The sequence below is a fragment of the Paenibacillus sp. MAHUQ-63 genome (assembly GCF_028765165.1).
Lineage (GTDB): Bacteria > Bacillota > Bacilli > Paenibacillales > NBRC-103111 > Paenibacillus_E.
The window spans coordinates 140,481-166,581 of sequence record NZ_JARADB010000001.1 but is presented as its reverse complement, the minus strand read 5'-3'; the positions used below and the strand labels follow the sequence as shown (position 1 = coordinate 166,581).

Annotated in this window: 19 protein-coding genes and 1 pseudogene; 17 read left to right on the top strand and 3 right to left on the bottom strand. The window is 46.5% G+C overall.

Translation table 11 applies throughout. The features are described from left to right. Nucleotides 1-2 precede the first annotated feature (2 nt). From PUT07_RS00520 to PUT07_RS00510, 3 genes are read right to left on the bottom strand one after another with little or no spacing between them, the layout of a single operon-like run. Nucleotides 3-1,433, bottom strand: a complete 1,431-nt coding sequence (locus tag PUT07_RS00520) for an FGGY-family carbohydrate kinase (protein WP_274465763.1) — start codon at nt 1,431-1,433, stop codon at nt 3-5. A 9-nt stretch (nt 1,434-1,442) separates the two neighbouring features. Further along, nucleotides 1,443-2,924, bottom strand: coding sequence for an FAD-binding oxidoreductase (locus tag PUT07_RS00515; protein ID WP_274465762.1), 1,482 nt, complete (start codon nt 2,922-2,924; stop codon nt 1,443-1,445). A 35-nt stretch (nt 2,925-2,959) separates the two neighbouring features. After that, a complete protein-coding gene (locus PUT07_RS00510) occupies nt 2,960-3,745 on the bottom strand; it encodes an SDR family NAD(P)-dependent oxidoreductase (RefSeq protein WP_274465761.1) in 786 nt (261 codons plus the stop codon). A gap of 299 nt (nt 3,746-4,044) precedes the next feature. Between PUT07_RS00510 and PUT07_RS00505 the strand changes: the two genes are divergently transcribed. The 17 genes and pseudogenes from PUT07_RS00505 to PUT07_RS00430 all read left to right on the top strand — a co-directional run bounded on the left by PUT07_RS00505 (nt 4,045) and on the right by PUT07_RS00430 (nt 26,076). Further along, complete coding sequence (locus PUT07_RS00505; RefSeq protein WP_274465760.1) at nt 4,045-4,773, top strand: MurR/RpiR family transcriptional regulator; 729 nt, start codon at nt 4,045-4,047, stop codon at nt 4,771-4,773. Between the two features lie 209 nt (nt 4,774-4,982). Next, complete coding sequence (locus PUT07_RS00500; protein ID WP_274465759.1) at nt 4,983-7,043, top strand: PAS domain-containing sensor histidine kinase; 2,061 nt, start codon at nt 4,983-4,985, stop codon at nt 7,041-7,043. Nucleotides 7,044-7,054: 11 nt separating this feature from the next. Then, complete coding sequence (locus PUT07_RS00495) at nt 7,055-8,365, top strand: sigma-54-dependent transcriptional regulator (RefSeq protein ID WP_274465758.1); 1,311 nt, start codon at nt 7,055-7,057, stop codon at nt 8,363-8,365. Nucleotides 8,366-8,409: 44 nt separating this feature from the next. Next, nucleotides 8,410-9,312 carry an ABC transporter substrate-binding protein gene (locus tag PUT07_RS00490; protein ID WP_274465757.1) on the top strand — a complete coding sequence of 301 codons (903 nt, stop codon included), beginning with the start codon at nt 8,410-8,412 and terminating at the stop codon, nt 9,310-9,312. Nucleotides 9,313-9,501: 189 nt separating this feature from the next. After that, nucleotides 9,502-9,651, top strand: coding sequence for a hypothetical protein (locus PUT07_RS00485; RefSeq protein WP_274465756.1), 150 nt, complete (start codon nt 9,502-9,504; stop codon nt 9,649-9,651). Beyond that, a complete protein-coding gene (locus PUT07_RS00480) occupies nt 9,651-10,271 on the top strand; it encodes an ABC transporter permease (RefSeq protein ID WP_274465755.1) in 621 nt (206 codons plus the stop codon). Before PUT07_RS00485 ends, PUT07_RS00480 begins: the two co-directional genes overlap by 1 nt. 24 nt (nt 10,272-10,295) lie before the next feature. Continuing rightward, nucleotides 10,296-10,928: an ABC transporter permease gene (locus PUT07_RS00475; protein WP_274465754.1), complete on the top strand. Its 633-nt coding sequence runs from the start codon at nt 10,296-10,298 to the stop codon at nt 10,926-10,928. 66 nt (nt 10,929-10,994) lie between these two features. Then, nucleotides 10,995-11,924, top strand: coding sequence for an ABC transporter substrate-binding protein (locus PUT07_RS00470; protein ID WP_274465753.1), 930 nt, complete (start codon nt 10,995-10,997; stop codon nt 11,922-11,924). 124 nt (nt 11,925-12,048) lie between these two features. After that, nucleotides 12,049-13,032, top strand: a complete 984-nt coding sequence (locus PUT07_RS00465; RefSeq protein WP_274465752.1) for an ABC transporter ATP-binding protein — start codon at nt 12,049-12,051, stop codon at nt 13,030-13,032. Next, a complete protein-coding gene (locus PUT07_RS00460) occupies nt 12,977-14,317 on the top strand; it encodes a lyase family protein (RefSeq protein ID WP_274465751.1) in 1,341 nt (446 codons plus the stop codon). The genes PUT07_RS00465 and PUT07_RS00460 overlap by 56 nt, the downstream gene beginning before the upstream one ends. Next, nucleotides 14,310-15,806, top strand: coding sequence for an aldehyde dehydrogenase family protein (locus PUT07_RS00455; protein ID WP_274465750.1), 1,497 nt, complete (start codon nt 14,310-14,312; stop codon nt 15,804-15,806). Before PUT07_RS00460 ends, PUT07_RS00455 begins: the two co-directional genes overlap by 8 nt. A gap of 27 nt (nt 15,807-15,833) precedes the next feature. After that, on the top strand, nt 15,834-16,952 hold the full coding sequence (locus PUT07_RS00450) for a Zn-dependent alcohol dehydrogenase (RefSeq protein ID WP_274465749.1): 1,119 nt from the start codon (nt 15,834-15,836) through the stop codon (nt 16,950-16,952). Then, entirely contained in the window at nt 16,949-17,506 is a 558-nt protein-coding gene (locus PUT07_RS00445) for a DUF2179 domain-containing protein (protein WP_274465748.1), read from the top strand. The genes PUT07_RS00450 and PUT07_RS00445 overlap by 4 nt, the downstream gene beginning before the upstream one ends. A gap of 125 nt (nt 17,507-17,631) precedes the next feature. Beyond that, a complete protein-coding gene (rpoN, locus tag PUT07_RS00440; protein WP_274465747.1) occupies nt 17,632-18,942 on the top strand; it encodes an RNA polymerase factor sigma-54 in 1,311 nt (436 codons plus the stop codon). Between the two features lie 281 nt (nt 18,943-19,223). Beyond that, nucleotides 19,224-19,613 (top strand): annotated as a pseudogene (locus PUT07_RS35525) (ROK family protein); the annotation flags it as partial. A gap of 108 nt (nt 19,614-19,721) precedes the next feature. Beyond that, nucleotides 19,722-21,113, top strand: a complete 1,392-nt coding sequence (locus PUT07_RS00435; RefSeq protein ID WP_379239627.1) for an NAD-dependent malic enzyme — start codon at nt 19,722-19,724, stop codon at nt 21,111-21,113. A gap of 172 nt (nt 21,114-21,285) precedes the next feature. Continuing rightward, a complete protein-coding gene (locus PUT07_RS00430; RefSeq protein WP_338000732.1) occupies nt 21,286-26,076 on the top strand; it encodes an endo-alpha-N-acetylgalactosaminidase family protein in 4,791 nt (1,596 codons plus the stop codon). Nucleotides 26,077-26,101 lie beyond the last annotated feature (25 nt).

Here is a 26,101-nt window from a genome sequence, read left to right as displayed (position 1 = left end):
CTTTAGTGAAAGATTGGATAAGTTTGCTTTAAAATCTCATCTGTATGCGCTCTTATATTTTTAACGATATTATTGTTAATTTGATTGTAGAATTCGTGATTCTTTTGGCTTGGCAGAAAAGTTCGTTCAGTTTTAACCATTTTATTCGCAGCCTCATAAAAATCTTTGTAGACCTCCAAATAGTGGCATGCGCATATAGCTGCTCCTAGACACGCACTGCTACTGCCTTCACGTCTATGCACTGGCAATCCAAAGAGATCAGCAATGATTTGCATAAGCAAATCACTTTTAGAGCCCCCACCTATTACAACTAATTCATATAACTCCACGTCGATTTCCTCTAACATCTCATCAATATTATTTTTAATATTGAATGAAATCGCTTCTAATATAGAGCGGTATATGTGGTATTTTGTATGGCGCTGATCGAAACCTATCATAATTCCCTTTCTATAAGGGAAAGATGAAGAAGACAACCAGTCTAAAATGGTGATCAGTCCTTCGCTACCCACAGGAACATCTTGTGCTTTCAAATTCAAATATTCCTCTTCCGATATATCCAGCTTTTCTGCATGAGTAACAAGTTCTTCACCAATTAGTTTCTTAAACCAACTAACTGTCCACATACCGCGTCGTATTCCATTTGATTCATAAACATATTTAAATGGAATACATGCGAGTGTAGGGAAAAAATTACGAGCATTTTCATAATATTCATTTCTAAACAGCATAGAGGAAATAAATGTTCCCAGAGATATCATAATGGATCCCTCGTCCTTAATTCCGGAGCCCAAGACCTCTACAGCTTTATCATTTGCTGTCGCTACTACTGGTATACCTTTATTTAAACCGAATTCACGAGCCAATTCTGGGCGTAACGTTCCCAACTTATCTCCCGGCTTAACGAGATCAAATAACATCTCTCTTTTCAAGCCGTTTGCTTTCATGACTTCATCATCATTGGACCACTCTAACGTTTCGCGGTTTAATGGCCAGTGAACCTCATAGTTAGAAGCTGTATCCTTAAATTCACCTGTCAGTCTAAAGCCAAGATAGCCAGAAGTTGTCGTAACATACTTGACTTGTTCATCCGTATGTTCATAAGGTTTATTAAGTCTTGCGTCCATCCAGCTTATCACTGGATAAGCTGGATGGCCATTTTCTTTTAACAAAACACGACAACATCTAATTGTACATAAACCAATTCCGGCAATATGTGCAGGATCGCCTTTAAAGTTAGCCAGACAGTTTTTAATACCTCCGTACACACTGTCCCATAAATCATCATCAGGATGTATAACTACACCTGGTTCAGGTGATAACGTTTCCCTTAACTTATTTGAACCGAAAGCAACTTCATTTCCATCTAAATCATATATAGCTACTTTCGTACTTTGTGAGCCATTATCAATACCCATTACATACTTGCTCACAAAATCACCTCAGTTTCGTCCCTTTATATATTTCATTCCTTCTTCTTGAGGGAAGATGGTACCAAAATTCATGATGCCATTAGGATCAAAAGCTTCTTTTAATTTTTGCAACATATAATAGGCAGAACCGTGCTCTTCTTTAGTCCATTCGGTGCGGTACTTCCCAATACCATGGTGATGACACATGGAACCACCAAGTTTTAATGTTTCTTCGATAATAATAGCATGGATTGGATGATGATAAATTCGCATCTCATCTTCCGGTGCGCAATTAATGTTGTAGTTATATACAAAATACATATTTGTTCCATTCATATAGCTATGGGAGGAGTGTCCACCAAGCATTGTTATATCTTCTATTCTGTCAAATTCTTCCCTAACCCTATTCATTACATTGTGATAAATCTTAATAATGTTTTCCCAATCTGCAGATACCTCTGTTGTAAATCCATCATGTTTGCCAAAGTCAACCATTCTCTGGAATTCATTATCAATAGATTGTTGTGTCCAATTCAAGTGATTAAACCATTTCTCAATATAGTGGTCTTCTACTTTTTCGACGATGCCATCTTGGAATTTAGAAACTGCTGCTTCAATTCCTTCTACAGTTGCTTTAACAATACTTAGCGGTCCTTCTGACATAAAAATTAAAACACATTTGTCTTTATAGAAATGTGAAAAATGTTGTCTTGCATCTTCTTCGGAATACACACGTGCAACCGAGGGTTTGAAACCGTTCACAATTACTTCCCTTAAAATTTTAATACCTGTATCAACATCTTTAATAAGATAACCGTGGAAAACATGATTGTCAGGGTAGTATTTAAAGATTTTAACTGTAACTTCTGTTATATAGCACAGAGTTCCTTCGTTACCAATGGCAATATGCCGAATATCGGGTCCGCCAGCTCTTCTTGGAACATTTTTTATTCTGGAAATGTGTCCGTTAGGAAATACGCATTCCAACCCAATAACCATGTCTTCAATGGCGCCGTACAAAGTAGAAAATTGTCCAATACTTCTAGTTGCCAATAATCCACCATATTGTGCAACCGGTTTGGACTGTGGAGAGTGACCTGTCGTGTAACCAATTTTACGCAATTCATCCTCTAATGATTGCAGGATCACACCAGCTTGCACAGTTGCTTGCATATTATATGGGTCAATTTTGAGAATTTTGTTCATTTTCGATCCGTCGATCACCAACGTGGCTTCTTTCCAGTTCTCAAGACCGCCTTCTGTAGCTGTTTTACCGCTTCTAGGAATAACATTGATATTATTATCATTACAGTACATTAGAAGTGACTTCACTTCTTCTGCTGAGTACGGATATACAATGGCCAATGGAATGGGAACATCAAGGGCTTTTTTGGCTTTTGCATACTTTTTATAACGATCTGCCGCTGCATCAAAAAGTGCTTCAGAATCTGTATTGATTTGTTCCACTGGAATAATAGACTTCAATTCGGTTAATAATTGTTCTTTATTCATGGTATCCATTTCCCCTTAATATGAATTATTATCTCTTATCTTACTAAGTATCCGCCATCAACATTAACCAAGGTGCCATTAACATAATTGGAAGCATCTGAAGCTAGAAATACTACGGTACCCATTAGATCTAAAATATGACCCCATCTATTTGCAGGAATATGGTCTAAAATACGTTGATTAGCTACTGGGTTTGCTCGTGTCGAGGTTGTAATTTCAGTAGCAAAATACCCAGGTGCAATGCCGTTAACTTGAATATTAAATTGCGCTAATTCATCACAATAAGCTTTAGTAAAACCGGCTAAACCGTGCTTGCTTGCTGCGTATGCAGGTGACCATTGCCCTCCAAGGTAAGAAAACAAAGAACACGTATTAATGATTTTTCCACTATTTTGTGGAATCATAAATTTAGCTACCTCGTGAGATAATTCAAAACAAGCGGTTAAATTGAGGGAGATCATTCGATCCCATTGAACTCTTGTAAACTTGGTTACATCCGGTTCGTTTATACAAATACCAGCGTTATTCATGAGAATATCTATTTTGCCGTAAATTCTGATACATTCTTCCGCGACTTTGTTACAGATACCATCTTTCGTAATGTCCGCAATCATAAGGTGATACTTCACACCTTCTGCTTCAATCAATTTTCTTGTTTCATCATTGTCATCAGCTATGCTGACTGCAAAGATGTCCGCCCCTGCTTTCGCAAGTGCCAGTGCAAAGCCTTGTCCCAACCCGGAATTTCCTCCAGTGATGATTGCAATTTTTCCTTTAAGGCTAAAAAAATCCAACGAGAAATCTTTGATATGATTTTTCAAGCTTACACCCACTTTCTCAAACCTATATTTTTATGCTCATATACTTTCTCAACATCTCAATTTCATACTCATAATATCACATCAAAATCTAAAATCAAGGAAAATTTTCTTTTTATATAATTTAAACGGTTTAAAAATAGAAAATTTCTTTAAAACTAATGCTTGGGTAAAGAAACTGCTGAAAATAATGAATACCCGTCAACTCATCTTGACAATCGTGGCTACTAACATAAAATGAATGATATAAAATGAACAGGATCTATGATCAAACTAATCGGAATATGTAGAAAAGAGGAAATATGTTAAATATAAATGTAAACAAATTAAGTCAGCTAGAGCTTTCAGTCCATAACAAAATTACAGAGGCTATTGTACAAAACAACAATCTTAAAATATTGGATGCAGCTCATTTTTGTCAGGTATCTCCATCCCAAATATCAAAACTCGTTAGAAAATTAGGGTTTGAAAGTTTTAAACAGTATAAGCAGTATTTTGGAGGTCAGAAAATCGTTTCAGAAGACAAAAAAAAATCAAATGAGCTTGAAAGATTAAAAAACTTTATAGAGAACTTTAATCCTGTTTTGATTGATAATTTTTTGAAAATATATAAGAAATACAATAAAATCGTTCTATTCGGTTTAGGCCCATCATTTTTCTGTGTGGAATATTTTTCATATAAGCTTGCTCCCTTAACGAAAAAAAATATATTTGCGACCCAAAGTCAAACATATGCTCAAAATTTGGTTGATAAAGAAACTCTTTTGATCGTTTTTTCAGTAACTGGTAAATTTACTTCATTTGAAAACCTATTTAATTCGGCTAAATCTTGTGGGGCAGAAATCATGCTAATTTTGGAAGAGTATGATAACTCTTTAACTTTTGAAGTTGATAATATTTTTTACTTAACAAGATCTACTCAAAACGCAAGTCTGTTAGCCTTTGAAAAAACTCGAACCGTATTCTTTATCTTCATAGAAGAGGTTATTGTAAGATTAATGTCAGAACGTGATTTTAACACTACACAGTAACTGCGGTTGCGTGGGTCGGGGAGACTCCGGAGCTTTTTGGGTCACAGAACGATGTGGTATCGGAGGGACTTTTGCTTGCGGAAAGCAAAAGGTCAGAGACGCATACGATTCCAGAGGGATCCAAGTTTGGAGAAAACAGAATACACTTCACATTGACGGGTCATGATACTTAGAATATGATGGGTCTGTCTAAAAAGGGGTGAGAGACGATGGCATTTTTCTTTCAAGCCTTTACCAGCCGGCTAACGCAGAAGTACTTATGGATCTTTTCGCTAGTTTTGATCATACCAACAATCATTATATACCGTTTCATTGTGAATTTCGCGCAGCATACGATGGAGGAGCATATTTCCCGCGACAATTTGATTGCAGCGGATGCGGTCGTGAAGCGTTTGAATGCGGAAATTACTGATGTGGTGCTCCAGCTTCAGCTCATAGCCGGCCAAAATCTCGCATTTCGAACCGATGAAAAAACGATGTACGAGAATGCAAGGCAGACGATTGCCAAAAGCTCCATGATCCATTCCATTTATTATGTTGACAACGAGTCCAAGCTGCGCTTTGAAGCCCCTTTTTCTCCGGATATGCAATCGGTTTCTTTTACCTATCCGGGTCTGGAGCATGTGCGTTGGAGCTATACGTATATGGTCTCCGGGTTGATTCCGAATTCCAGGCAGGAAATGGCGGTGACGATTGCCGTTCCTGTTTACTATAAAGACAGAGTGTTTCACGGTGCACTCGTAGCTGAGCTAAGCCGGGATTATTTATCTGAGATGCTTCGGACGATGAGTGCGAGCCGCGAAGGGTTCAGTTACTTGCTCGATCTGAATGGAAGAGTTATCGCATCTTCAGACGAATCCATTCTTGGACAGGATTTCAGTCAGGATCCTATCGGTGAACGATTGACCGTAGGCGATTCGGACCTGGTTACCAGCTTCTATCAAGGTCGGGAGAGCATCATCGCCTTTCAGCAAATTCGGGATAACTGGGGACTTGCGCTCGGCATTCCCAAGGAACTCGCTTTTCAACCCGTCAAGAGGCTTGGCCAGGCGCTTACCATTAGTTTTTTGTCGATTTTCGCACTGACCTTGTTTACTATTGTTCTGGGAATGAGACAACTGCTTTATCCGATTATACATTTGACCCGATTTGCCATGAAATACAAGCAGGATCATGCCATTGAAACCTCATTCAAGGAACGGGAACAGACGAAGGATGAACTGAGCCAGTTGACCGTCACGATGAAGGCGCTCACGCGGGAACTGGATTTCAAGGAACGTTTTCTTCGAGATGTGATTGAGGGTATTCCTTTTGCGTTGGTTACGATCAATCATGAAGGGGTGGTTACGCATGCGAATGATAAATTTGCGCAGCTGTTTCAAGTTAGGTGGACGGATCCGTCGAATCGGCAAATTTCGGTCATACCGGAACTTTCAGCTATTCCGTCGATCCATGGGGAAACCGAGTTGGCAATTCTTGGAGCAAGAGGCGAGCGAATTATCGTTCGCATCGTAACGGCACCATTCCAAAACGGGATGTTAGCTGTCCTGCAGGATGTTACGCAGATAAAATTGCTGGAAGAGCAGGTCAATCAAAGAGAAAAACTCGCCCAAATGGGACAAGTTACGGCGGGCGTGGCACACGAGTTGAAAAACCCGCTTGCCGTACTGGCCAGCAGCGCGGAGTTATTGAAGGACGAGATGACGGAAGAGTTGCAAAACCCCGAATTGATCCGGATGCTCGTGGCCGATATCGACGAGGAAATTGCTCGGATGAGCGGGATTGTGAATCAATTTCTGTCTTTTGCCAAAACCAAAAATGAAGATGAAACCTGGATCGAAATCGATCAGCTTGTCGATCGGGTGCTTCATTTGCTGCGGATTAAATTTAACGAACTGCACGTCCATGCTGTCAAAAGCTATGCACCCGAATTGCCGCTGACTCGCGGAAAATCGAATAAACTGATTCAACTGTTTTTAAATCTGTTTTTGAACAGTCTTGATGCGATGCCGGGCGGCGGCGTTCTGAAGATTAACATAAATGTGAGAAAGCCGTACTTGGAAGTAAGCATCGAAGATTCCGGACAAGGCATTACCCAAAGCGATATGCAATGGCTGTTTAATCCGTTTTTCACCACTAAGGAGCAGGGCACCGGCATCGGCCTGACGATCGCGAGTGAGATTATCCAAGAACACGGAGGAGAAATCCAGATCGAAAGCGTGCTTCACGCAGGGACGACAGTCATTTGTAAATTTCCAATACGGGCGTAGGAGGAAGCTGAATGACACACAGAATTCTGGTAGTAGACGACGAAGTGAAGTTATGCCGGAATATTGCCATCAAATTGGAACGCTGCGGCTATCAAGTCGACACAGCCCAAGATGGCAAGACGGCTATCGGTCTGATAGAGCGGCTTACCTACGGAGCAGTCATCTTGGACTATATGCTCACGGATATGACCGGACTGGACGTGCTCCAGGCGATTAAACAGAAGCATCCGTATTTGCTCGTTTTTATGCTGACCGCATACGGAAATGTGGAAAATGCAGTAATGGCGATGAAGCTCGGCGCTGCAGACTATTTCAACAAACCGATTGAATTGAAAGTGTTGGCCGAAAAGATTCAGACGGTTCTGCCGCTAACGGACACTGAAGAATTTACGGGCACTATGGCATTTGTAAGCGACAGAATGAAGCAAATTCGCGAGATGCTCGAGCGGGTCAATCAAACCGATGCCAGCATTTTGCTGCTCGGAGAGAGCGGAGTCGGCAAAACGGCGCTTGCTAAATGGGTTCATCAGATGAGCCATCGCCATCAGCACCCGTTTATATCCCTCAATTGTGCGGCGATTCCGGAGAACCTGTTGGAGAGCGAATTGTTCGGTTATGAAAAAGGGGCTTTCACAGGCGCGATCGATACGCGCATCGGCAAATTCGAGGCGGCCAATCAGGGCACCATTTTCCTAGATGAGATTGGCGAGATGTCCCTTGCAACCCAGGCAAAGCTGCTGCATGTCATCGAAGAAAAGCGGATTATACGGCTTGGAAGTCATCAAGAGCGCCAGGTGGATGTACGCATTATTGCCGCGACGAACCGGAATATTCAGGATTTCGTACGCAGCGGCAAGTTTCGCGAGGACTTATACTACCGTTTGAACCTGGTGGAAATTGTTTTGCCGCCGCTGCGCGAACGTAAAGAGGACATCAAGATGCTTATCCAACTAAAGTTGAAGGATCTCAATTTGAAATACGGCAAATCGGTGACTGCCTCCGATGAGCTCAAAAAAATGCTTGAAACTTTGCCTTGGCAAGGCAACATACGGGAACTGTTCAATGTGCTGGAGCGGATGCATATTATGAAAACGACCGGCCATCTGCATATCGGAGATTTGCCTCCCAATCTTTCGGATTCCATTGAAACGAAACCAGTGGAATCTCCGGCCGGCAAGCTGCAAGACGTGCTCGAAGAGGTCGAGGAAAAGATGATCGAGGACGCGCTGCTCCGCGTCAAGGGAAACCAGACGAAAGCAGCGGATCTGCTGGGCATTTCCCGTAACACGTTAATCCATAAAATGAAGAAGATCAAACGATGACGAAATACAAATTGTTATGTAGCTCGTTGTTGGGGGTGCTACTGATGGTCTTCCTATCGTCCTGTAACCGCGGAGCCTTGGATGCGCCAAATGTAAGCCATAAACCGCTTCCTCTCAACAAAACGAGAATAACGGTCGGATCCAAGTCGATAACGGAGCAATATTTGCTGATGAAAATGACCTCGCTTGTGCTGCGTGAGCACGGATATCCGGTGAATGAGATGGTTACACTCGATAGCGATGCGGTCCGCTCTGCGATGGAGGCGGGGGTCATCGACTTGTATTGGGAATATACGACGACGGCGAGGCAATATTATCAGAAACAAGCTGTGCTGTTCGATCCGGACGAAGTGTATCGAGCCGTCTTGGCATCCGATGCGGAGAAAGGGATCGTCTGGCTGCCGCGAAGTGAGTTTAACAGCAGCTGGGCGCTGCTGATGCGGGACGATATCGCGCGGCAGCTTGGCATTCGGACCATATCGGATCTGATTCGCGTTTTTGAGGGGAACCGGGCTTCAATGAAGTTCGCCACGAACGATGAATACTTGCAGAGGGAAGATGGCGTGAAACGGCTTCAGGAAATTTATGATTTTACCATCCCCCGCAATCAAATTGTTGCCATGGATACAAGCCTGCTGCCGCAGGCTGTCAAAGAGTCACGTGTAGAAGTAGTGATTGGTCTTGCCACCGATCCCCGGATTAAAGAACTTCATCTGGTGGTTATCGAGGATGACCGGCATTCGTTTCCGCCGTACCACACGGCTCCGGTTATTCTCAAAAATACGCTCGATCAAAATAAAGAGATCAGCGATATCATCAGACCCATTGCTCAAGTCGTCAATAATAGCAATATGATGGAATTGATGTACCAGGTCGATATTCTGCATAAGGATGTGACCCAAATAGCCCGCGAATTTTTGCTGCAAAATCATATTTTGAATCGATGAACACGGAAAATAAACCGTGTTCTTTTTATATTGAAATTGCGCAATTTTTTTACAGTTTGCCGTAAAAATTTTGTGCAATCGCTTACAAAATTAGAGCCTCATATGTTTATTTGCTTATTCAACGTCGGTTTTTTCTATTGGCACGCTTCTTGCTCTGTATATAGTCATCCAAATAGAAGAGGTGACAAGATGAAAATTACTGCAAGCGATATCAAACATAATCTGCTTCCTTTGGACTTGCCTTTCAAAGCATCGGATACGACGGGGCTCGGTATCGAACTCGATGAAGAAGCGCTTGAAAGTTATGATTACAAGCACGTGTATGTAGGTGAAAGCTGATGAGCTATTTATTCAACAATTGGGAAAAGGTAGGGGCCTTGTTTGGAGAACACGTCCTCTTGACGTTTACATCGCTCGGGATGGCCTTACTGTTCGCTTTTCCGATCGGTTTCTTGGTCGCGAAGTACCGGCGGCTCCACACGCCGGTGACCGGTATGCTGGGCATCGTGTATACGATACCGAGCATGGCGCTCTATGCGGCATTGATTCCATATACCGGACTGGGCGTCAAAACGGCAACGATCGGGCTCGTCGCTTATGCCCAGATGATTTTGGTCCGGAATATCATATCGGCCATTAAAGGCATCGATCCGATGATGCTCGAAGCGGCCAAAGGAATGGGCATGAGCAAATGGCAAATCGTTTGGAAAATTGAGATGCCGCTGTCCGTTCCAGTCATTCTGGCTGGGATTCGAATTGCAACCGTATCCATCATCTCGATCGGGACCATTGCAGCCTGGATCGGTGGAGGCGGATTGGGAACGCTTATTTTTCAAGGCTTGAATCATCAGCATACCGGCAAAATTATTGCGGGAACCATCGCGATTACGTTGTTGGCCATCGCTGCAGATGGTTTGTTTAGATTGATTGAGAAGCTGCTTCGTCCGAAATTGGCGTAGCGCTGCTAAAGGAGGTAACCATCCGTGCTTTGGAAAGAAATTCAAACGTATTTTCAAGAAAACGCTTCCGTATTTTGGAGCAACTTGCTTAGCCACCTCGTACTCAGTCTCACGGCCGTAGGCGTCGCGCTGCTCATTTGCGTTCCGCTTGGCATCTGGATTTCCAGAAAGCTGGCAGTGGCCAACTATATCATTAACGGCATCAATATGTTCCGTGTCGTACCGAGTCTCGCGATTCTGGCTTTGGCCATGCCGGTGCTGGGGGTTGGTTTTTTGCCCGCGCTGCTTGCTTTGATCGTGCTCGCTTGTCCACCCATCATTATTAACACCTATGTTGCGTTTCGCGAAATCGACGCTGGTGTCAAGGAAGCCGCCAAAGGAATGGGCATGACGTCGCTGCAGACGGTGTTCAAAGTCGAGTTTCCGCTTGCTCTTCCAGTTATGCTGGCAGGCGTTCGCTCGGCTTCCGTGGAGGTTATCGCGAGTGCGACGCTGGCCGTATTGATTGGCGGAAGCGGGCTGGGCAGCTATATTATCAATGGCGTCAGCATGATGTCGAAAAGCTACTTGCTCATTGGAGCTGTACCCGTCGCGTTGTTGGCGATCGCAAGCGAAAGTGTATTCGCTTACATTCAAAAGCGTTTGAGTTATTACTGATAAATGATCAATGCAGCCCACAAGGCGATTGAAAAATTAAATCTATTTGATAAAGGGGACATTCATATGAAAAAACGCATTTTGGTACTATCCGTTCTAACGATTACAGCAGTAGCACTGGCTGGCTGCGGCAGCACGAAGACAGCTTCAACGGACGGAGCCTCGTCAAGTAAGCTTGCTCTGACTGTCGGTTCCAAAGATAACACGGAAAACCATTTGATTGGCGAGATGTATGCCGAAATCTTCGAAGATATGGGTATTAAAGTAACGAGGAAGTTAAGCCTGGGAGGTACGGCTCCGACATTTGAAGCGTTGAAAAAAGGCGACCTGGACATTTATCCGGAATATACGGGGACAGGCCTGACGGTTATGCTCAAGCAGCCGGTGGAGAAGGATCAGAAGAAGGTGGAGCAAACGCTGGCCGACGGCTTCAAACAATGGAACCTCACGTGGCTGGATTCGGCACAAGAGAACGCCACTTACGGCTTTGCAGTGAAGAAAGAGACGGCTGACAAATATAAGCTTGTAACGATCTCGGATCTGGCTGCAAATTCTAACGAGCTAACACTTTCCTATCCGCAGGAATTCGATGTACGCGAGGATTCGCTGCCTGGATTGCAAAAAGTATTTAAAGATAAAGGCGGTTTCAAGTTCAAGAAGCAATTCCAGATCGATTACAGCCTTCGTTACAATCCGTTGAAAGACGGGCAATCGGATGTGACGGTTTCCGTAGGAACCGACGGACAAATTGTCGGCATGGGATTGGTCCAGCTGAAAGACGATGTAGGCTTCTTCCCGGCTTATCAGGTAGCGCCGCTGATTCGCAATGAGAAGCTGAGTGCGGAACCGAAAATTAAGGATCGCCTGAATCAATTATCCAAGCTGCTGGATGACAAAGCCATTCAAAAATTGAACTGGCAGGTTGACGGTCCTGAGAAGCAAGAAATTGAAGATGTAGCCAAAACATTCCTTAAAGAAAACAAACTTATCAAATAGCGCTGAAGTCGCTTTGCTTACAATACAAGCAATGTTGTACATCGATGGGGGAGTGGACGGAGGCTAGATCCAGCCTTCGCACTTCCGTTCTGTCAATTTGAATTTCTGATGAGGTGAGTAACTGATGAGCATTAATTACAAACAGGTGTTTAAACAGTATCCAGGTGCTATGGCTCCAGCTGTCGACCATGTCAATTTATCCGTCCAGGAAGGCGAGTTTATCGTCTTCCTGGGTCCTTCGGGCTGCGGAAAAACGACGCTGCTCAAGATGACCAACCGATTGTATGAGCCCACTTCGGGCACGATCGAGATTGACGGGACGGACATCATGGCGATGCAGCCGGAGACGCTGCGCCGCCGGATCGGTTATGTCATTCAGCAGAATGGGCTGTTTCCGCATATGCGGATCGAAGATAACATTGCCGTAGTTCCACGCCTGCTTAGCTGGAATGAGAAGGTGATTTCCGAGCGTATCGACGAGCTGCTGGAGATGGTGCACCTCGATCCGAAAGTTTTCCGCAAACGGCTGCCGAGCCAGCTGTCCGGCGGCCAGCAGCAAAGAGTCGGCATTGCCCGCGCACTGGCCGCCGATCCAAGCATTCTGTTAATGGATGAACCTTTCGGCGCTATCGATGCCATCACGCGGCTCAGCTTGCAGGACGAACTGCGGCGCATTCAGCGCAAGACGAAGAAAACGATTCTTTTCGTTACTCACGATGTGGATGAAGCCTTCCGGCTTGCCGATCGGATCGTGGTGATGCAGAGCGGTCGAATCGTCCAGTTCGATACTCCGTATGCGATAATTACGAGCCCTGTCAATGATTTTGTGAAAAAGCTGGTCGGCGACAGAGACATTTACCGGCGGATGAATCTACTCAAAATCAGCGACATTCTTGATGTGAAGAATTGGGAAAAAGGGCCTGTCGTCAGCAGCTACAATGTCGTTCAGCTAGAAGAAAGCGTGAAGGATGTATTCACCCGTTTGGTTGAAACAAGAGTAAAGGAACTGACGGTTGTCAATCACATGAATTGCCGTATAGGGACAATCGATATTGATACGATCCTGGATCAAATGGAAGAACACGGACGTACTTATGCGGGAAGTTAATGATGTGTTCGGATCGCTGCATATCCCGGATGATGCCTTGTACGGCATACAGACGGCGCGAACGGTCGCCAATATGAGCTACTCAGGCCGGACCCTGGCGCAATTTCCTGCTTACATTCGCGCGCTCGCAGCCGTGAAAAAAGCGGCGGCAATCGCCAATTCGCAAGACGGGACGATCGGCGAACCGATCAGGGACGCGATCATCGCCGCTTGTGATAAGTTGATCAAAGGCGAGTATACGGATCAATTTCCCGTAGACGCCTTCCACGGCGGCGGGAGTATCGGCATCAACATAAACGTGAACGAAGTGATCGCCGGTCTGGCGGGGGGAGATGTGCATCCCGCGGATCATGTGAATGCGTCCCAATCGACAGCCGACGTATGCCACACGGCAATTCGTATTGCGCTCATTGAGTCAGCGAAGTCGTTAAAGATGAACTTGCTTCGGATCATAGCAACGCTAGAAGCAAAGGCATTGGAGCTGGAGCCGGTAACAACGATCGCCCGCACCTGCTGGCAGGACGGGATGCGCGTATCGGCAGGGGTTTTGTTTCAGGCGACGGCATCTGCGTTGTGGCGCCGGCTGGAAGCAGTGGATCATGCGGTGGATGGCATTCATCACATCAATCTGGGCGGGACTGTGATCGGCTCCGGCACAGGAGCCAGCTTGAATTACCGTCAAGCAATTGTCCCTGTGCTCGCCGAAATAACAGCGCTTCCTCTGCGATTGCGGCCGAATCTGTATGATGCAGCGCAATATCCGGACGATTTAGGCCGTTTGTCAGCAGAAATTCGGCTCACATCAGCAGTGCTCGTAAAATTGGCCAAAGATTTGCGGCTGCTCGCTTCAGGCCCCGAAACCGGATTATCCGAGCTGACGCTTCCTGCGGTGCAGGCAGGATCCTCCTTTTTTCCAGGTAAAGTCAATCCGGTCATTCCGGAAACGGTAATCCATTGCGGTCTGCTGATCGGCGGCAATGATGCGATTATCCAGTCGGCGGTAGAGCTCGGCGAGGTGCATTTGAACTTGGCTGACGGTTTCATCGGCACGCTACTGCTCGACAGTATACAGATGCTCGCCCGCACGGCAGATATATTCGATTATCGGTGCTTGGCCGGTATCACGGTCAATGAAGAAACATGCAAGCGTTACGCAGACAGTTTCATTCCGCTGATCGTTGATTTGAAGGAAACATACGGGTATACACAGGTAGCGGAGTGGCTAAAGCAATGGAAACCGGAGCAGATCATTGTAAAATTCGGGAGGAGAGAGAAGCATGAGTAACATTCGGCATGCCCGATTGGACTGGGCGAAGGATTGGTTAAAAATAACGAAATCTCTATATATTGGCGGAGAATGGGTGGAAGGCAGAGGCTCGCTGCTTAGCTCGATCAATCCGGCTAACGGGCAAGTGCTTGGGAACTTCCGCGGCGCGAATGAAGAAGATGTGAACCTGGCGGTAGCTGCCGCACGTCAGGCGTTTGAGCAAGGGGAATGGAAGTCGATGTCCCGCAAAGAACGGGGGCGCGTCATGTGGCGGATTGCCTCGCTCATTCGCGAGCATCATGAGGAGCTGGCGACGTTAGAGGCGCTGGACAACGGAAAGCTATACAAGGAAGCTTATGCGGATGACGTGACGGAAGCCGCCGAATTATTTGAGTATTACGGAGGCTGGGTAGATAAATTCTATGGCGAAGTGAACCCGGTAGAGGGCAATTTTACTAGTTTTACAACCAAAGACCCGATCGGTGTATGCGGTCAAATCGTACCTTGGAACTTCCCGATCGTTATGGGCGTCTGGAAGCTGGCTCCAGCGCTGGCGATGGGCAATACGGTCGTATTCAAGCCGTCAAGCACGACGAGCTATTCGATCATCCGTTTATTTGAAATCATTCATGATTCCGGTCTTTTACCGAAGGGGACGATCAACCTCATTCTCGGCGAGGGCCGCATCGGTTCCTATATAACGCGTCATATGGGCGTAGATAAAGTCTCGTTTACCGGAAGCACGGGTGTCGGCAAGCAGCTCGTTCACGATTCCGCGGATTCGAATCTGAAGCCTGTGACACTTGAGCTTGGCGGCAAATCGCCGAATATTTTATTCGCCGATGCGCCGAATATGGCAGCGGCAATCGAGCGTTCCTTTTACGGACTATTCACGCATAAAGGGGAAAAATGCTCCGCTCCCACGCGGCTGTTTGTGGAAAGGCCCATCTATGAAACTGTCGTTGCGAAACTTGCCGAGTTTGCGGACAGCTACCGCTTGGGTGACCAATTCGACCCGGATGCGAATCAAGGCCCGCAAGTATCCAAAGCGCACATGGAAAGCATCCTAGGCTACATTCAAAAAGGTGTCGACCAGGGCGCCCGCATTGCTGCTGGCGGCTATCGGGACATAGAAGGCGACAATGCCAATGGTTATTTCGTCCGGCCAACGATCCTGGCCGATGTGACGAATGATATGATCGTGGCACAAGAAGAGATTTTCGGGCCTGTGCTCGTTGTGATTCCTTTTGATACAGAAGAAGAAGCGGTTCGGCTTGCGAACGACTCGATCTACGGTTTGGCCGCAGGACTATGGACGAACGATGTGTCAAGAGCGCACCGGGTTGCGAAGCAGTTGGATGCTGGACAAGTGTTTGTCAACCGCTATGGCTGTTACGATTACGCGAGTCCGTTCGGAGGGTTTAGACAAAGCGGCTGGGGCAAGGAATACGCGATACATTCCTTAAGTTCTTATACCAAATCGAAAGCGATCTGGATCGCTCATTAAACTATTGTCTTAGGAGGACGTCGCATTATGAAAATGAAAGCAGCCGTCATGACAGAAATCGGGAAACCGCTAGTGATTACGGAAGTCGATCTTGCCCCGCCTCAGGTGAATGAGGTGCTAGTCAAAATAGAAGCGACAGGCGTCTGTCACAGTGATTACAATGCACTACTTGACGAAACGACGCCTATCCCGACGATTCTAGGTCATGAAGGCGCCGGAATTGTCGTTGAAGTCGGACCGAATGTCAGAACCGTCAAGCCTGGCGATAAAGTGGCTTTAAGCTGGGTGCCGTTTTGCGGTACCTGTGAATTTTGCCAGACGGGCAAAGTGAATTTGTGTGAGTCCGCGTTCGGCCCGATGTTCGCGGGCACGCTGCTCGACGGCACAACGCGCATTAGCAAGGACGGCAAACAGGTATATCACAACTCCTTGTTGTCCACCTTTGCCGAGTATACGGTTGTTCCTGAAATGAGCTGCGTCAAACTGCCGGATGATATGCCTTTTGCGCAAGCTTCCTTGATCGGCTGCGGTGTCGCGACAGGCTACGGAGCCGCTGTCCGGGCGGCGGAAGTGAGACCAGGCTCGACGGTCGCCGTCTTCGGCATTGGAGGCGTAGGCGTGAATGCAATTCAGGGCGCGCGGATTGCCGGCGCTTCCAAAATCATCGCATGCGACTTGAAAGAGCAAAATCTGGAGATCGCCAAGAAGTTCGGCGCCACGCATACCGTGGGCGTCGGCGAGGTCAACGCCGCCGAGGCGCTGAAGGAGCTGACCGGTGGCTTCGGCGTTCATTACGCCATCGATTGTACGGGCAATACGCATGCGGCGTCATCCGCCTGGCAGGCTACGCGCAAAGGCGGCACGACCGTGGTGATCGGCGCGTTCAATCCGAAAAAGGAGTTGGCGCTTCCGGCAGGAGGCTTTCATCGCGTCGGCAAAATTTTAAAAGGAAGCTTCTATGGCGATGTGCATCCGTTCCGGGATTTCCCGATTATCGCGCAGCTCTATTTGGAGGGCAAATTCCAGCTGGATGAATTGGTGCTATCCCGCATTCACCTGGACCAAATTAATCAGGCGTTTGACAGCTTCCACGACCATTCTTGCGTCAATGTCGGCCGTAACGTCATTGAGTTTGGAGGGAAATGAATGAGCTATTCCATTTTATCCCGATGACGACACTGTTGATCATTCTCGTCCTGCAAGTGATTTACGTCTCCATGCTGACAATTCGCTTTATCCTGATGGTCAAAGGATTTCGCTATGTCGCGGCCTTGATGAGTGCGGTCGAAATCGGAATCTATGTCATCGGCTTCAAAATCGTGCTGGATCATTTGGACGAACCTGTCAATTTGATCGTGTACTGTCTAAGCTATGGGCTGGGTGTCCTGATCGGAACGAAAATCGAGGAGCGGCTTGCCCTCGGGTTTGTCACCGTGCAGGCAGTAACGAAAGCCGAGTTCAGTTATATAGCTGAGGAATTAAGGTCCAAAGGCTATGGGGTTACCGTATGGCAGGGTGAAGGCAAGGAAGGTGCTCGGTGGGTCATTTCCATAGTCATTTCCCGCAAGGAGCAGCAGCGGCTTTATCATGAAATATTGCTCAAAGACCCGCAAGCATTTGTCGTTTCTTATGAACCGAATATGTTCCACGGCGGTTTTTTATCGAAAAGATCGGCTTGGAACCGTAATCGCCATGTATAACGCAAGAGCCGATGTTCTTCATTGAACACCGGCTGTTGCAGTAATTTCACGCAAATATCCAGTATCATTTCGCAATTGATTCTTTTACAATAAATCTTAATAGAAGTTTGGTATAGGGGTGTCACATGATGATTCTGAAACTTGCAGCCGAAGCGACACAAACGACCCAACTGAATCTAACGCCTCAGCTAAAGCAATCGATTTTTATTTTGCAAATAGCTTCGGATGAACTGGTCGATTTTATTCAAAATAAAGCGACAGATAATCCGTTTTTGGACATAGAATGGCCCTCCACCGGCATTAACGGCAGTAATAAAGGTGGGACGGCGGGCATCGACCATAAGGATCGCTGGTTGAACAACTTGAGCAGGCCGGGTGAAACGGCAGAGACGGCGCTGTTAGCTCAGCTGAGACTTGCGAATATACCTAAGAGCACGCTTGCAATTGCTCAATACTTGGCGGGGAATTTGAATGAATCGGGATACCTGGAGATTTCCGTAGATGAGGCTCTGGCGGCTTGCCATGCTGATGAAAAGGAAGTTTTGTATGCGCTTGCGTGCCTTCAAAGCCTGGAACCGGCCGGGATAGCAGCGCGGGACTTGAAAGAGTGTTTGCTGCTGCAAATTCAGCGGGACTCAAGCCCGGACCCATGGGCTGCAGAATTGATTGTTAATCACATGCAAGAGTTGGCTAATGGAAACCGAAAGCAGTTGGCGGATAAACTGGACATCTCCATTGATATACTACTGGATGCGATCGCGTATATTCGCACATTGAATCCAAGGCCCGGTCTTGCGTTCGGCCATCAACAGCAATCCTATATCCAGCCGGATGCAAAAGTCCAGAAAGTTGACGGCGAGTACGCAATTACGATGACAGATGCCTTTCTCCCGAAAGTCATAATGAACAAGGAATACCGCTCGCTTTTTACGGGAAATATATCAGGAGACATATCCGCTTATGTGCGAAACCAGCTCCAGGATGCAGAGCAACTGTTGTGGGGATTGGCTCAAAGAAAAATAACGCTGCGCCGGGTCATTGAAATTATCGTGAAAGAACAGAACGCGTTCTTGGAAAAAGGTGTCAGCTGCTTAAAACCGATGAATTTAAAAGTAGTTGCTGCCCAATTAGGGCTTCATGAGTCGACGATCAGCCGTGCTGTACAGAATAAATATATTCTTACACCACAAGGCGTGTATGCATTGAAGTACTTTTTCCCGTTCGGTGTATCAACGGTAAGTGGTGAAGAGGCTTCGGCCGAAAGCATCAGAACTAAAATTAAACTGCTTGTGGAACGTGAAGATAAGAAAAGGCCATTATCTGACCAACAAATGACCGATTTGCTGAATAAAGATGGCATTCAAATATCACGGCGTACGGTCATGAAGTATCGTGAGGAGTTGAGAATTCTCTCATCCAGGCTTCGTTCATATTGAACGACGAAGTTGTCCATTTATATAGCTATGTATACGGCTGCGGAATTGAACACGGAACATAATCCGTGTTCTTTTTTTGTTTTAAATTGCACAATTTTTTTACAGTTTGCTGTAAAAAAATTGTGCAGCCGCTCACAAAATAAATGCCACGTATGCTTATTTGCCTATTCAACGCCTATTTTCCTATTGGCTTGCTTCTTGCTATGTATTTAGTGAAAAAGAAATAATAGGTTCAACTAATAATCATTGAAAAAGTGGAGGCAGGATGATATTTGCACATAGTGATTGACTTTGGGGGGACCGACATCCAAATCGGATTGGTCCAAAATGGGACCGTTATCTCAAGTACGAGATTACCGGCCTTATCGCAAAAAGGGCTGTTAAGTCGTCTTTCGGATGTAATAGGAGCCATTTATCATTTACTTTCCCAAAGTCGATCTTCCATTTCCGAATGTACGGGGATCGGGCTAGCAGCGCCGGGAGTGGTGGATCCAACAAGCCGAACCCTATTATCGATTAACGATAAATATTCGGACGCTGTAGGGTTTCCTTTTGAACAGTGGTTTGAAGGGGGATTCGAATTGCCTTGTATCCTTGTAAATGACGCCCGGGCTGCGCTGATCGGTGAAGCAGCCTATGGCGTGGCGAGAGATAAAACGGATGCCGTCCTGATAGGAGTTTCACGATTGCTTGAATGGAAGCAAGCCCAAGAAACGTTTTACAAAGATAAAAGGAGAGTGTATAAACATATGTCAGTTTCAAACGTTGCCAGCACGTATATGATATTTCGGCTTCAAATCGATAAAGAACAAACCTCTCTAGGCGATATAGCCGCTGTAATCGAAGGGACTAATGGCGATATTGTGGGAATTGATGTTATCTCCTCCGGGCGTACCCATACGGTCCGCGATATAACCGTCAATGTGTTAGATCAAGCGCACAGCCAATCCATCCATGAATTGCTTCAAAAGCTAAGCGGTGTCCAGGTCATTCACGTATCGGACCGCACGTTCCTCGTGCACTTGGGCGGGAAAATCGAGATTGCTTCCAAAACGCCGGTAAAAAACCGTGACGATTTGTCCCGGGTATACACCCCAGGTGTAGCCCAGGTTTGCACAGCGATTGCGGAACAGCCAAGCAAGGCCTATTCATTGACGATAAAAAGGAATATGATCGCGGTCGTGTCGGATGGAACGGCTGTACTTGGGCTTGGCGATATCGGACCGATGGCAGCCATGCCGGTGATGGAAGGCAAGGCCATGCTGTTCAAAGAATTCGCAGGTGTCGATGCATTTCCGATTTGTCTGGACACAAAGGACCCCGACGAAATTGTCCGTATTGTCAAAGCATTGGCTCCGGCATTCGGCGGCATCAATCTGGAGGACATTTCATCCCCTCGGTGCTTCGAAATTGAGGAGCGTTTGAAACAGGAACTCGATATTCCGGTGTTTCACGACGACCAGCACGGGACGGCTGTCGTCCTGCTGGCCGGATTATTGAATGCACTCAAGATTACCGGCAAACAAATGTCGGATATAAAGGTCGTAGTGAACGGGATCGGTGCAGCGGGCATCGCATGCTCGAAGATGCTGCTCGCCGCCGGTGTGCGTAATTTGATCGGTGTGGACCGCTTTGGCGCCATTCATCGCGAGTCCCATTACGATAACCCGCATTGGACAGCGTTTGCTCACTTGACGAATCCGAACTTGGAGGTCGGCGGCTTGTCCGAGGTTATCAAGGATGCAGATGTTTTTATCGGCGTATCGGCTCCGAATATTTTAACGGTGGAGCATGTGCAGTCCATGGCTAAAGATCCAATCGTCTTCGCAATGGCGAACCCGATCCCAGAGATTGACCCGGAGCAGGCCAAGCCTTACGTTAGGGTCATGGCTACGGGAAGGTCTGACAAACCAAATCAAATCAATAACGTGCTGTGCTTCCCGGGCATTTTCCGTGGAGCTTTGGATTGCAGGGCAAGCGAAATTAATGAATCGATGAAGCTTGCGGCAGCACATGCGATCGCATCGGTTGTGTCGGACGATGAATTGAACGAAACGTATATTATTCCCAGCGTATTTAATCAGAAGGTAGTTGAAAAAGTGAGAGAGGCTGTTATTGAAGCGGCCTACCGTACAGGGGTTGCCCGAAAAAGGTTGAGAGAATCCAATTAGGATTCATGAAATTTGGTTAAAAAATGAGGGGGAATTTGTAGAATATATCATTCTCTTATCCTTGACATCAGATTACAATCATTGTGAAAGCGTTAGCATGTGACAAAAAAGGACCAACACGGTCACTTGTTTGAGGTTGCAAAGTGGAACGGTTGTTAATTGATTTAAGGGGATGATGAGACTGGTCAAGAAATTTTCGGTTATGTTAGCTTTATGCATGTCTGTTCAAGCGGTCGGGAGTATCAACACAACAGTATCCAAATTTACAACTCCCGTTATAGCTGCAGCATCGCAATCGCAATCACAATCCATAGAATCTTCTGTGATGAGAGTGACTGTTGATGACACATTTCCTAGAGTGCTGCAGTATGAATGGCTAGCTAATAACGCTGTTATGTATGGTCAAGAAGATGCATTAAATGAAGTCAAGATCAATGGTACAAGCTATACCCCGTCTGTAACATTTAGTAAGACGGGCTCGAAGGCATCTTATACATTATCGATTCCTTCAATTGAAGTTACGATAAGCATCGATCTTGATGTTGTCGGGAATGTATTGAATTATCATGTTACCGGAATCACGGAGAGTGGTACGACCAAAGTTAGCACGTTCGAGATCCCGAATCATAACCTGCTTTCCGTTAGAAGTACACAAACAGGAGCTGCATTTTCCGGTACAAGACTGCACACGGCTGTTGCCGGGAGTGGAGATACGTTCTTGAATGTAACCGGCACTCCTGCCATTGATAGCTCTCCCGGAAATTATATGTATAGCATACTGAATACGAACCAACTGGCGGGGGCCGTCTGGACGAACGCAGTTCAGGATTATTCCGCAGATTGGGATAATGATCGACTTCACAAACAAACGGTAAATAAAACAGACTATTACCGTACCGGCGTCTGGAGTGCGCCATGGGTATACAGACCGGAGGGCATGAGCACAACCGAGCCGCTGCCTAATGAAAAAGTTGTCATCACGCCGGATGCAAACGGAGATGGCGGCGTTGATTGGCAAGACGGGGCCGTTGCGTACCGTAGCATTTCGAAAAGTCCGTTTGGCAGTGAGAAGGTTCCCGATCTGGTTGTTCAACGAATTCCTTTTAATTTCGCCAGCCAGGCTACGAACCCATTCCTTAAGACATTGGATGAAACGAAAAGAATTTATCTGGGAACGGATGGACTTCAGCAATTTATCGAGTTGAAAGGGTATCAACAAGAAGGTCATGATTCCGCGCATGCGGATTACGGTAATAATATCGGCATACGCCAAGGCGGAGATGCGGATATCAATACCCTTGTCAATGAAGGCCATAAATATGGAGGTTATTTCGGGGTGCACATTAGCGCCACAGGCGCAAGTCCGCAAGCCAAATATTTTAGCGAGAATTTGGTGGATCCGAATAAACCAGGATGGGATTGGCTTGACTTATCTTTTGATTATAACAAAGCTCAAATGCGCAGCGAAGCTGCGACAGGGGCTAGATTAAACCGCTTGAAAGAATTAAAGGACAGAGTGCCGAATCTCGACTTCATTTATAATGATGCCTGGTTTGAAAATGGCTTTGACGGCAGAAGACTGGCACAGGAACAGAATGGTTTGGGATGGGCGACTACTACAGAATTCCCCATGTATATGGAGGACGATGCGATTTGGTATCATTGGTCCGTTGACTACAATTATGGCGGTCAGGAAACTAAGGGCTTCAATAGTCAAATAGCCCGTTTTATCCACAACCATCATAAAGATACCTGGATCGCACGCAATCCGCTGCTTGGCGGTACAGAGCTTGAAGCATACGAAGGTTGGCAAGGAAAAGTGAATTATGACGACATGATCAAGCTGACATTCACGACGAATCTGCCAACGAAATATATGCAGCATTTCCCTATTCTGAAATGGACGAATAACTTCATCGAGTTCACAGATCATGTAAGCGTTAGCAACGCTACCGGCACGAGAGTCATCAAGAAGGATGGAATCACGGTCTTGAATGGTGGATCGTACTTGCTTCCTTGGAGTCCAAAAACAGAAGATAAACTATATCACTGGAATGCTAACGGGGGTTCCACGACCTGGACACTTCCGGTGAGCTGGTCAGGGCTTCAAACCGTGAAGCTTTACAAGTTGACGGATCAAGGTAAACAGTTTATTCAAGATTTGACCGTTAATGGCAACCAAGTAGCAATTAACGCTCTGGCGAATACGCCTTACGTGGTCTACAAAGGAACAGGTCCTGTAACTCCGGATGTGAAATTTGGAGAAGGTACGCCATTGAAAGACCCGGGCTTCAATAGCGGAAATCTCTCATCCTGGACGGTAACCGGCGATAAACAGGCTGCATCCGTTCAGCGAAATACACGCGGGCAATACGAGTTGAAAATCGCGAGCGGTGATTCTGTTAGCGTCAGCGGGCAGCTTACAGGACTTTCGCCGGGAACTTATTCGGCTTATGTTTATGTGCAAGTGGACGGTACGCGCCGTGCCCGAATTGGGGTCAAAGATTACGGCGGAATCGAGGTGAGTAATTATACAGATAGCTCTTTCGCCATCAACAGCATAGGCGGAGATTCCAAAAACGGTACCAAGATGCAGAGGATGCGCGTAATGTTTGATGTCCCAGCAGGACAAACGACAGCGACGCTGTATCTGCAGGGTGAACCAGGTACTGCCGCCATTACGTTTGATGATGTTCATCTCATGAAAGTGCAGCGGTCGGCAAACCCGACAGGGGCATACTTCGCAGAAGATTTTGAACACATTGATGCAGGCTGGTATCCGTTTGTGAAGGCGGATGCGGGGGGGACGACCTCCGATCCTAGAACTTCTTTGGCCAACTTGCATGCGCCTTACACGCAAAAGGGCTGGAACGGCAATCCGATTGACCATGTGATTAGTGGAGACTGGTCGCTGATGTCCCATAAGGAGAATACCGGGCTTCTATATCGAACATTGCCTCAAACGCTTCGATTCGCGCCTGGTACAAACTATACAATTTCTTTCAAGTACCAGAATCAACAAGCCGGTGATTACGCTTTGGTTATCGGCGACGGAACAAGAGAAATATCCTCCGTCAATTTCGATACCGTTACTTCAACGAAAACATTTACCAAAGTGATTGCCGGAAGCACGTCAGGCAATACATGGGTCGGAATCCGGAAGTTGACGAATAATAGCTCAGACTTTGTTATGGATGATTTTACCGTGCAGGTAGGAGGGGAGATTCCTCCACCCAGTGTTCCACAGGTGCAAATGACGGCGACGGCGACTAGCCAGGAAACGGCAGGTGCAAATAATCCAGCCTCTAATGTGTTGGATGGACAAAGCGGGACAATCTGGCATACAAAGTGGGATTTGAGCAATTCGCTGCCGCAATCGATTACCCTGAACCTTGGCGGCACCTACAATGTGACAAATCTGAAATATTTGCCAAGACAAGCCGGCGGCGTGAATGGCATCATAACGGCTTATAACGTTTATGTTAGTGACGATGGTACGAATTTTACAAAAGTAGCTGACGGCATCTGGGCAAATGATGCGACTGAGAAAAATGCTGCTTTAGCACCAACTTCGGCATCGTATGTGAAGCTGGAGGCCACAGCCGGTAATGGCGGTTATGCTTCCGCAGCAGAAATCAACGTGAACTACGAGGAGCCAGTCATCATTCCACAAGAGCAAATGACAGCGACGGCGACTGGTGAGGAAACGGAAAATGAGAATAATAGCGCCTCAAATGTAGTGGATGGAACTTCATCAACCATCTGGCATACGAAATGGGATTCTTCCAATTCTTTGCCTCAGTCGATTACGTTGGATTTGGGCGGAAGCTATCAGGTCAGCCAGTTGGATTATTTGCCAAGACAAGACGGGCAATCGAATGGCTTCATTAAAAGCTACAATATTTATACAAGCACAGATGGTGTGAACTTCACGAAAGCAGCGACGGGGAACTGGGACCAATCTGCAGCTCAGAAGAGTGTAACATTTAAGCCGGTAACAGCAACGCATGTGAAGCTGGAGGCCGTTCAGGGAGTGAATAATTATGCGTCTGCTGCCGAGATTAACGTATTTAGTATTCCTGTCGCTACCGTGCCAGTAACCGGCGTGCAGTTGGATAAACCGCAAGTCATGCTGAAAGAAGGGCAAACGGTAGAGCTGGTTGCAACTGTGCTGCCTGAGAACGCGAAGAATAAGAATGTCACTTGGGCGAGCAGCAACGATACCGTCGCCAAAGTGGAGGTCAAGGACGGCAAAACAGTTGTAACCGCATTGAAAGCGGGATCGGCGGATATTACGGTCACCACGGTAAATGGCAATTTTACAGCGGTAAGCAGAATTACGGTACAAAAAGGCGAAGTCACGCCAATTGACGCTTTAACGACGCTATCCGCAGCCGGCACCGTTCAGACAGGCGAGGAATTCCCTGTACAGCTGGGTCTGGGCAGCGTCACGCAAAGCGTATATGCACAAGATATTAAGATGGACTACGACTCGAACGTTTTTGACTTTGTCTCGGCCCGTGCCGCGAAAGAAGGGATTTTGCTCGTAGATACTGTGAAGGACACACTGGGCAAACTCCGGTTTATCCTAGCAAACGTAGGCAAGGAACTGACAGGCGATAGCGGGATTCTAGAACTGAAGTTCAAAGCCAAAGCTTTGACGCAGCCGGCAACGGGAACGATTGCCGTAACCGATGCAACGCTTAGCGACGCGCAGGGAGTCGAAACGAAAGCGCAAGCTTCTGCGGTGGGCGTGAGCATTGCGACACCGCCTCCGGGAATTCCAGGCGACGTCAACCATGATAATAAAACAACCATCGGCGATCTCGGCATCGTCGCAGCGAATTACGGCAAAACATCATCCAGCCCAGACTGGGAGCAAGTCAAGCGAGCTGACATAAATGGGGATGGCAAAATCGATATTGTCGATCTTGCGTTCGTGGCCAGCAAAATTATGGAGTAAGTAATTATTCAGGAAAGAATGGCGA

Coding starts and splice junctions, on each gene's coding strand:
- PUT07_RS00445 (WP_274465748.1), top strand. CDS start 16,949: ATGAATGAGCTATTCCATTTTATCCCGATGACGACACTGTTGATCATT.
- PUT07_RS00500 (WP_274465759.1), top strand. CDS start 4,983: ATGGCATTTTTCTTTCAAGCCTTTACCAGCCGGCTAACGCAGAAGTAC.
- PUT07_RS00435 (WP_379239627.1), top strand. CDS start 19,722: ATGATATTTCGGCTTCAAATCGATAAAGAACAAACCTCTCTAGGCGAT.
- PUT07_RS00480 (WP_274465755.1), top strand. CDS start 9,651: ATGAGCTATTTATTCAACAATTGGGAAAAGGTAGGGGCCTTGTTTGGA.
- PUT07_RS00450 (WP_274465749.1), top strand. CDS start 15,834: ATGAAAATGAAAGCAGCCGTCATGACAGAAATCGGGAAACCGCTAGTG.
- PUT07_RS00430 (WP_338000732.1), top strand. CDS start 21,286: ATGATGAGACTGGTCAAGAAATTTTCGGTTATGTTAGCTTTATGCATG.
- PUT07_RS00495 (WP_274465758.1), top strand. CDS start 7,055: ATGACACACAGAATTCTGGTAGTAGACGACGAAGTGAAGTTATGCCGG.
- PUT07_RS00455 (WP_274465750.1), top strand. CDS start 14,310: ATGAGTAACATTCGGCATGCCCGATTGGACTGGGCGAAGGATTGGTTA.
- PUT07_RS00485 (WP_274465756.1), top strand. CDS start 9,502: ATGAAAATTACTGCAAGCGATATCAAACATAATCTGCTTCCTTTGGAC.
- PUT07_RS00465 (WP_274465752.1), top strand. CDS start 12,049: ATGAGCATTAATTACAAACAGGTGTTTAAACAGTATCCAGGTGCTATG.
- rpoN (WP_274465747.1), top strand. CDS start 17,632: ATGATGATTCTGAAACTTGCAGCCGAAGCGACACAAACGACCCAACTG.
- PUT07_RS00490 (WP_274465757.1), top strand. CDS start 8,410: ATGGTCTTCCTATCGTCCTGTAACCGCGGAGCCTTGGATGCGCCAAAT.
- PUT07_RS00515 (WP_274465762.1), bottom strand. CDS start 2,924: ATGAATAAAGAACAATTATTAACCGAATTGAAGTCTATTATTCCAGTG.
- PUT07_RS00470 (WP_274465753.1), top strand. CDS start 10,995: ATGAAAAAACGCATTTTGGTACTATCCGTTCTAACGATTACAGCAGTA.
- PUT07_RS00505 (WP_274465760.1), top strand. CDS start 4,045: ATGTTAAATATAAATGTAAACAAATTAAGTCAGCTAGAGCTTTCAGTC.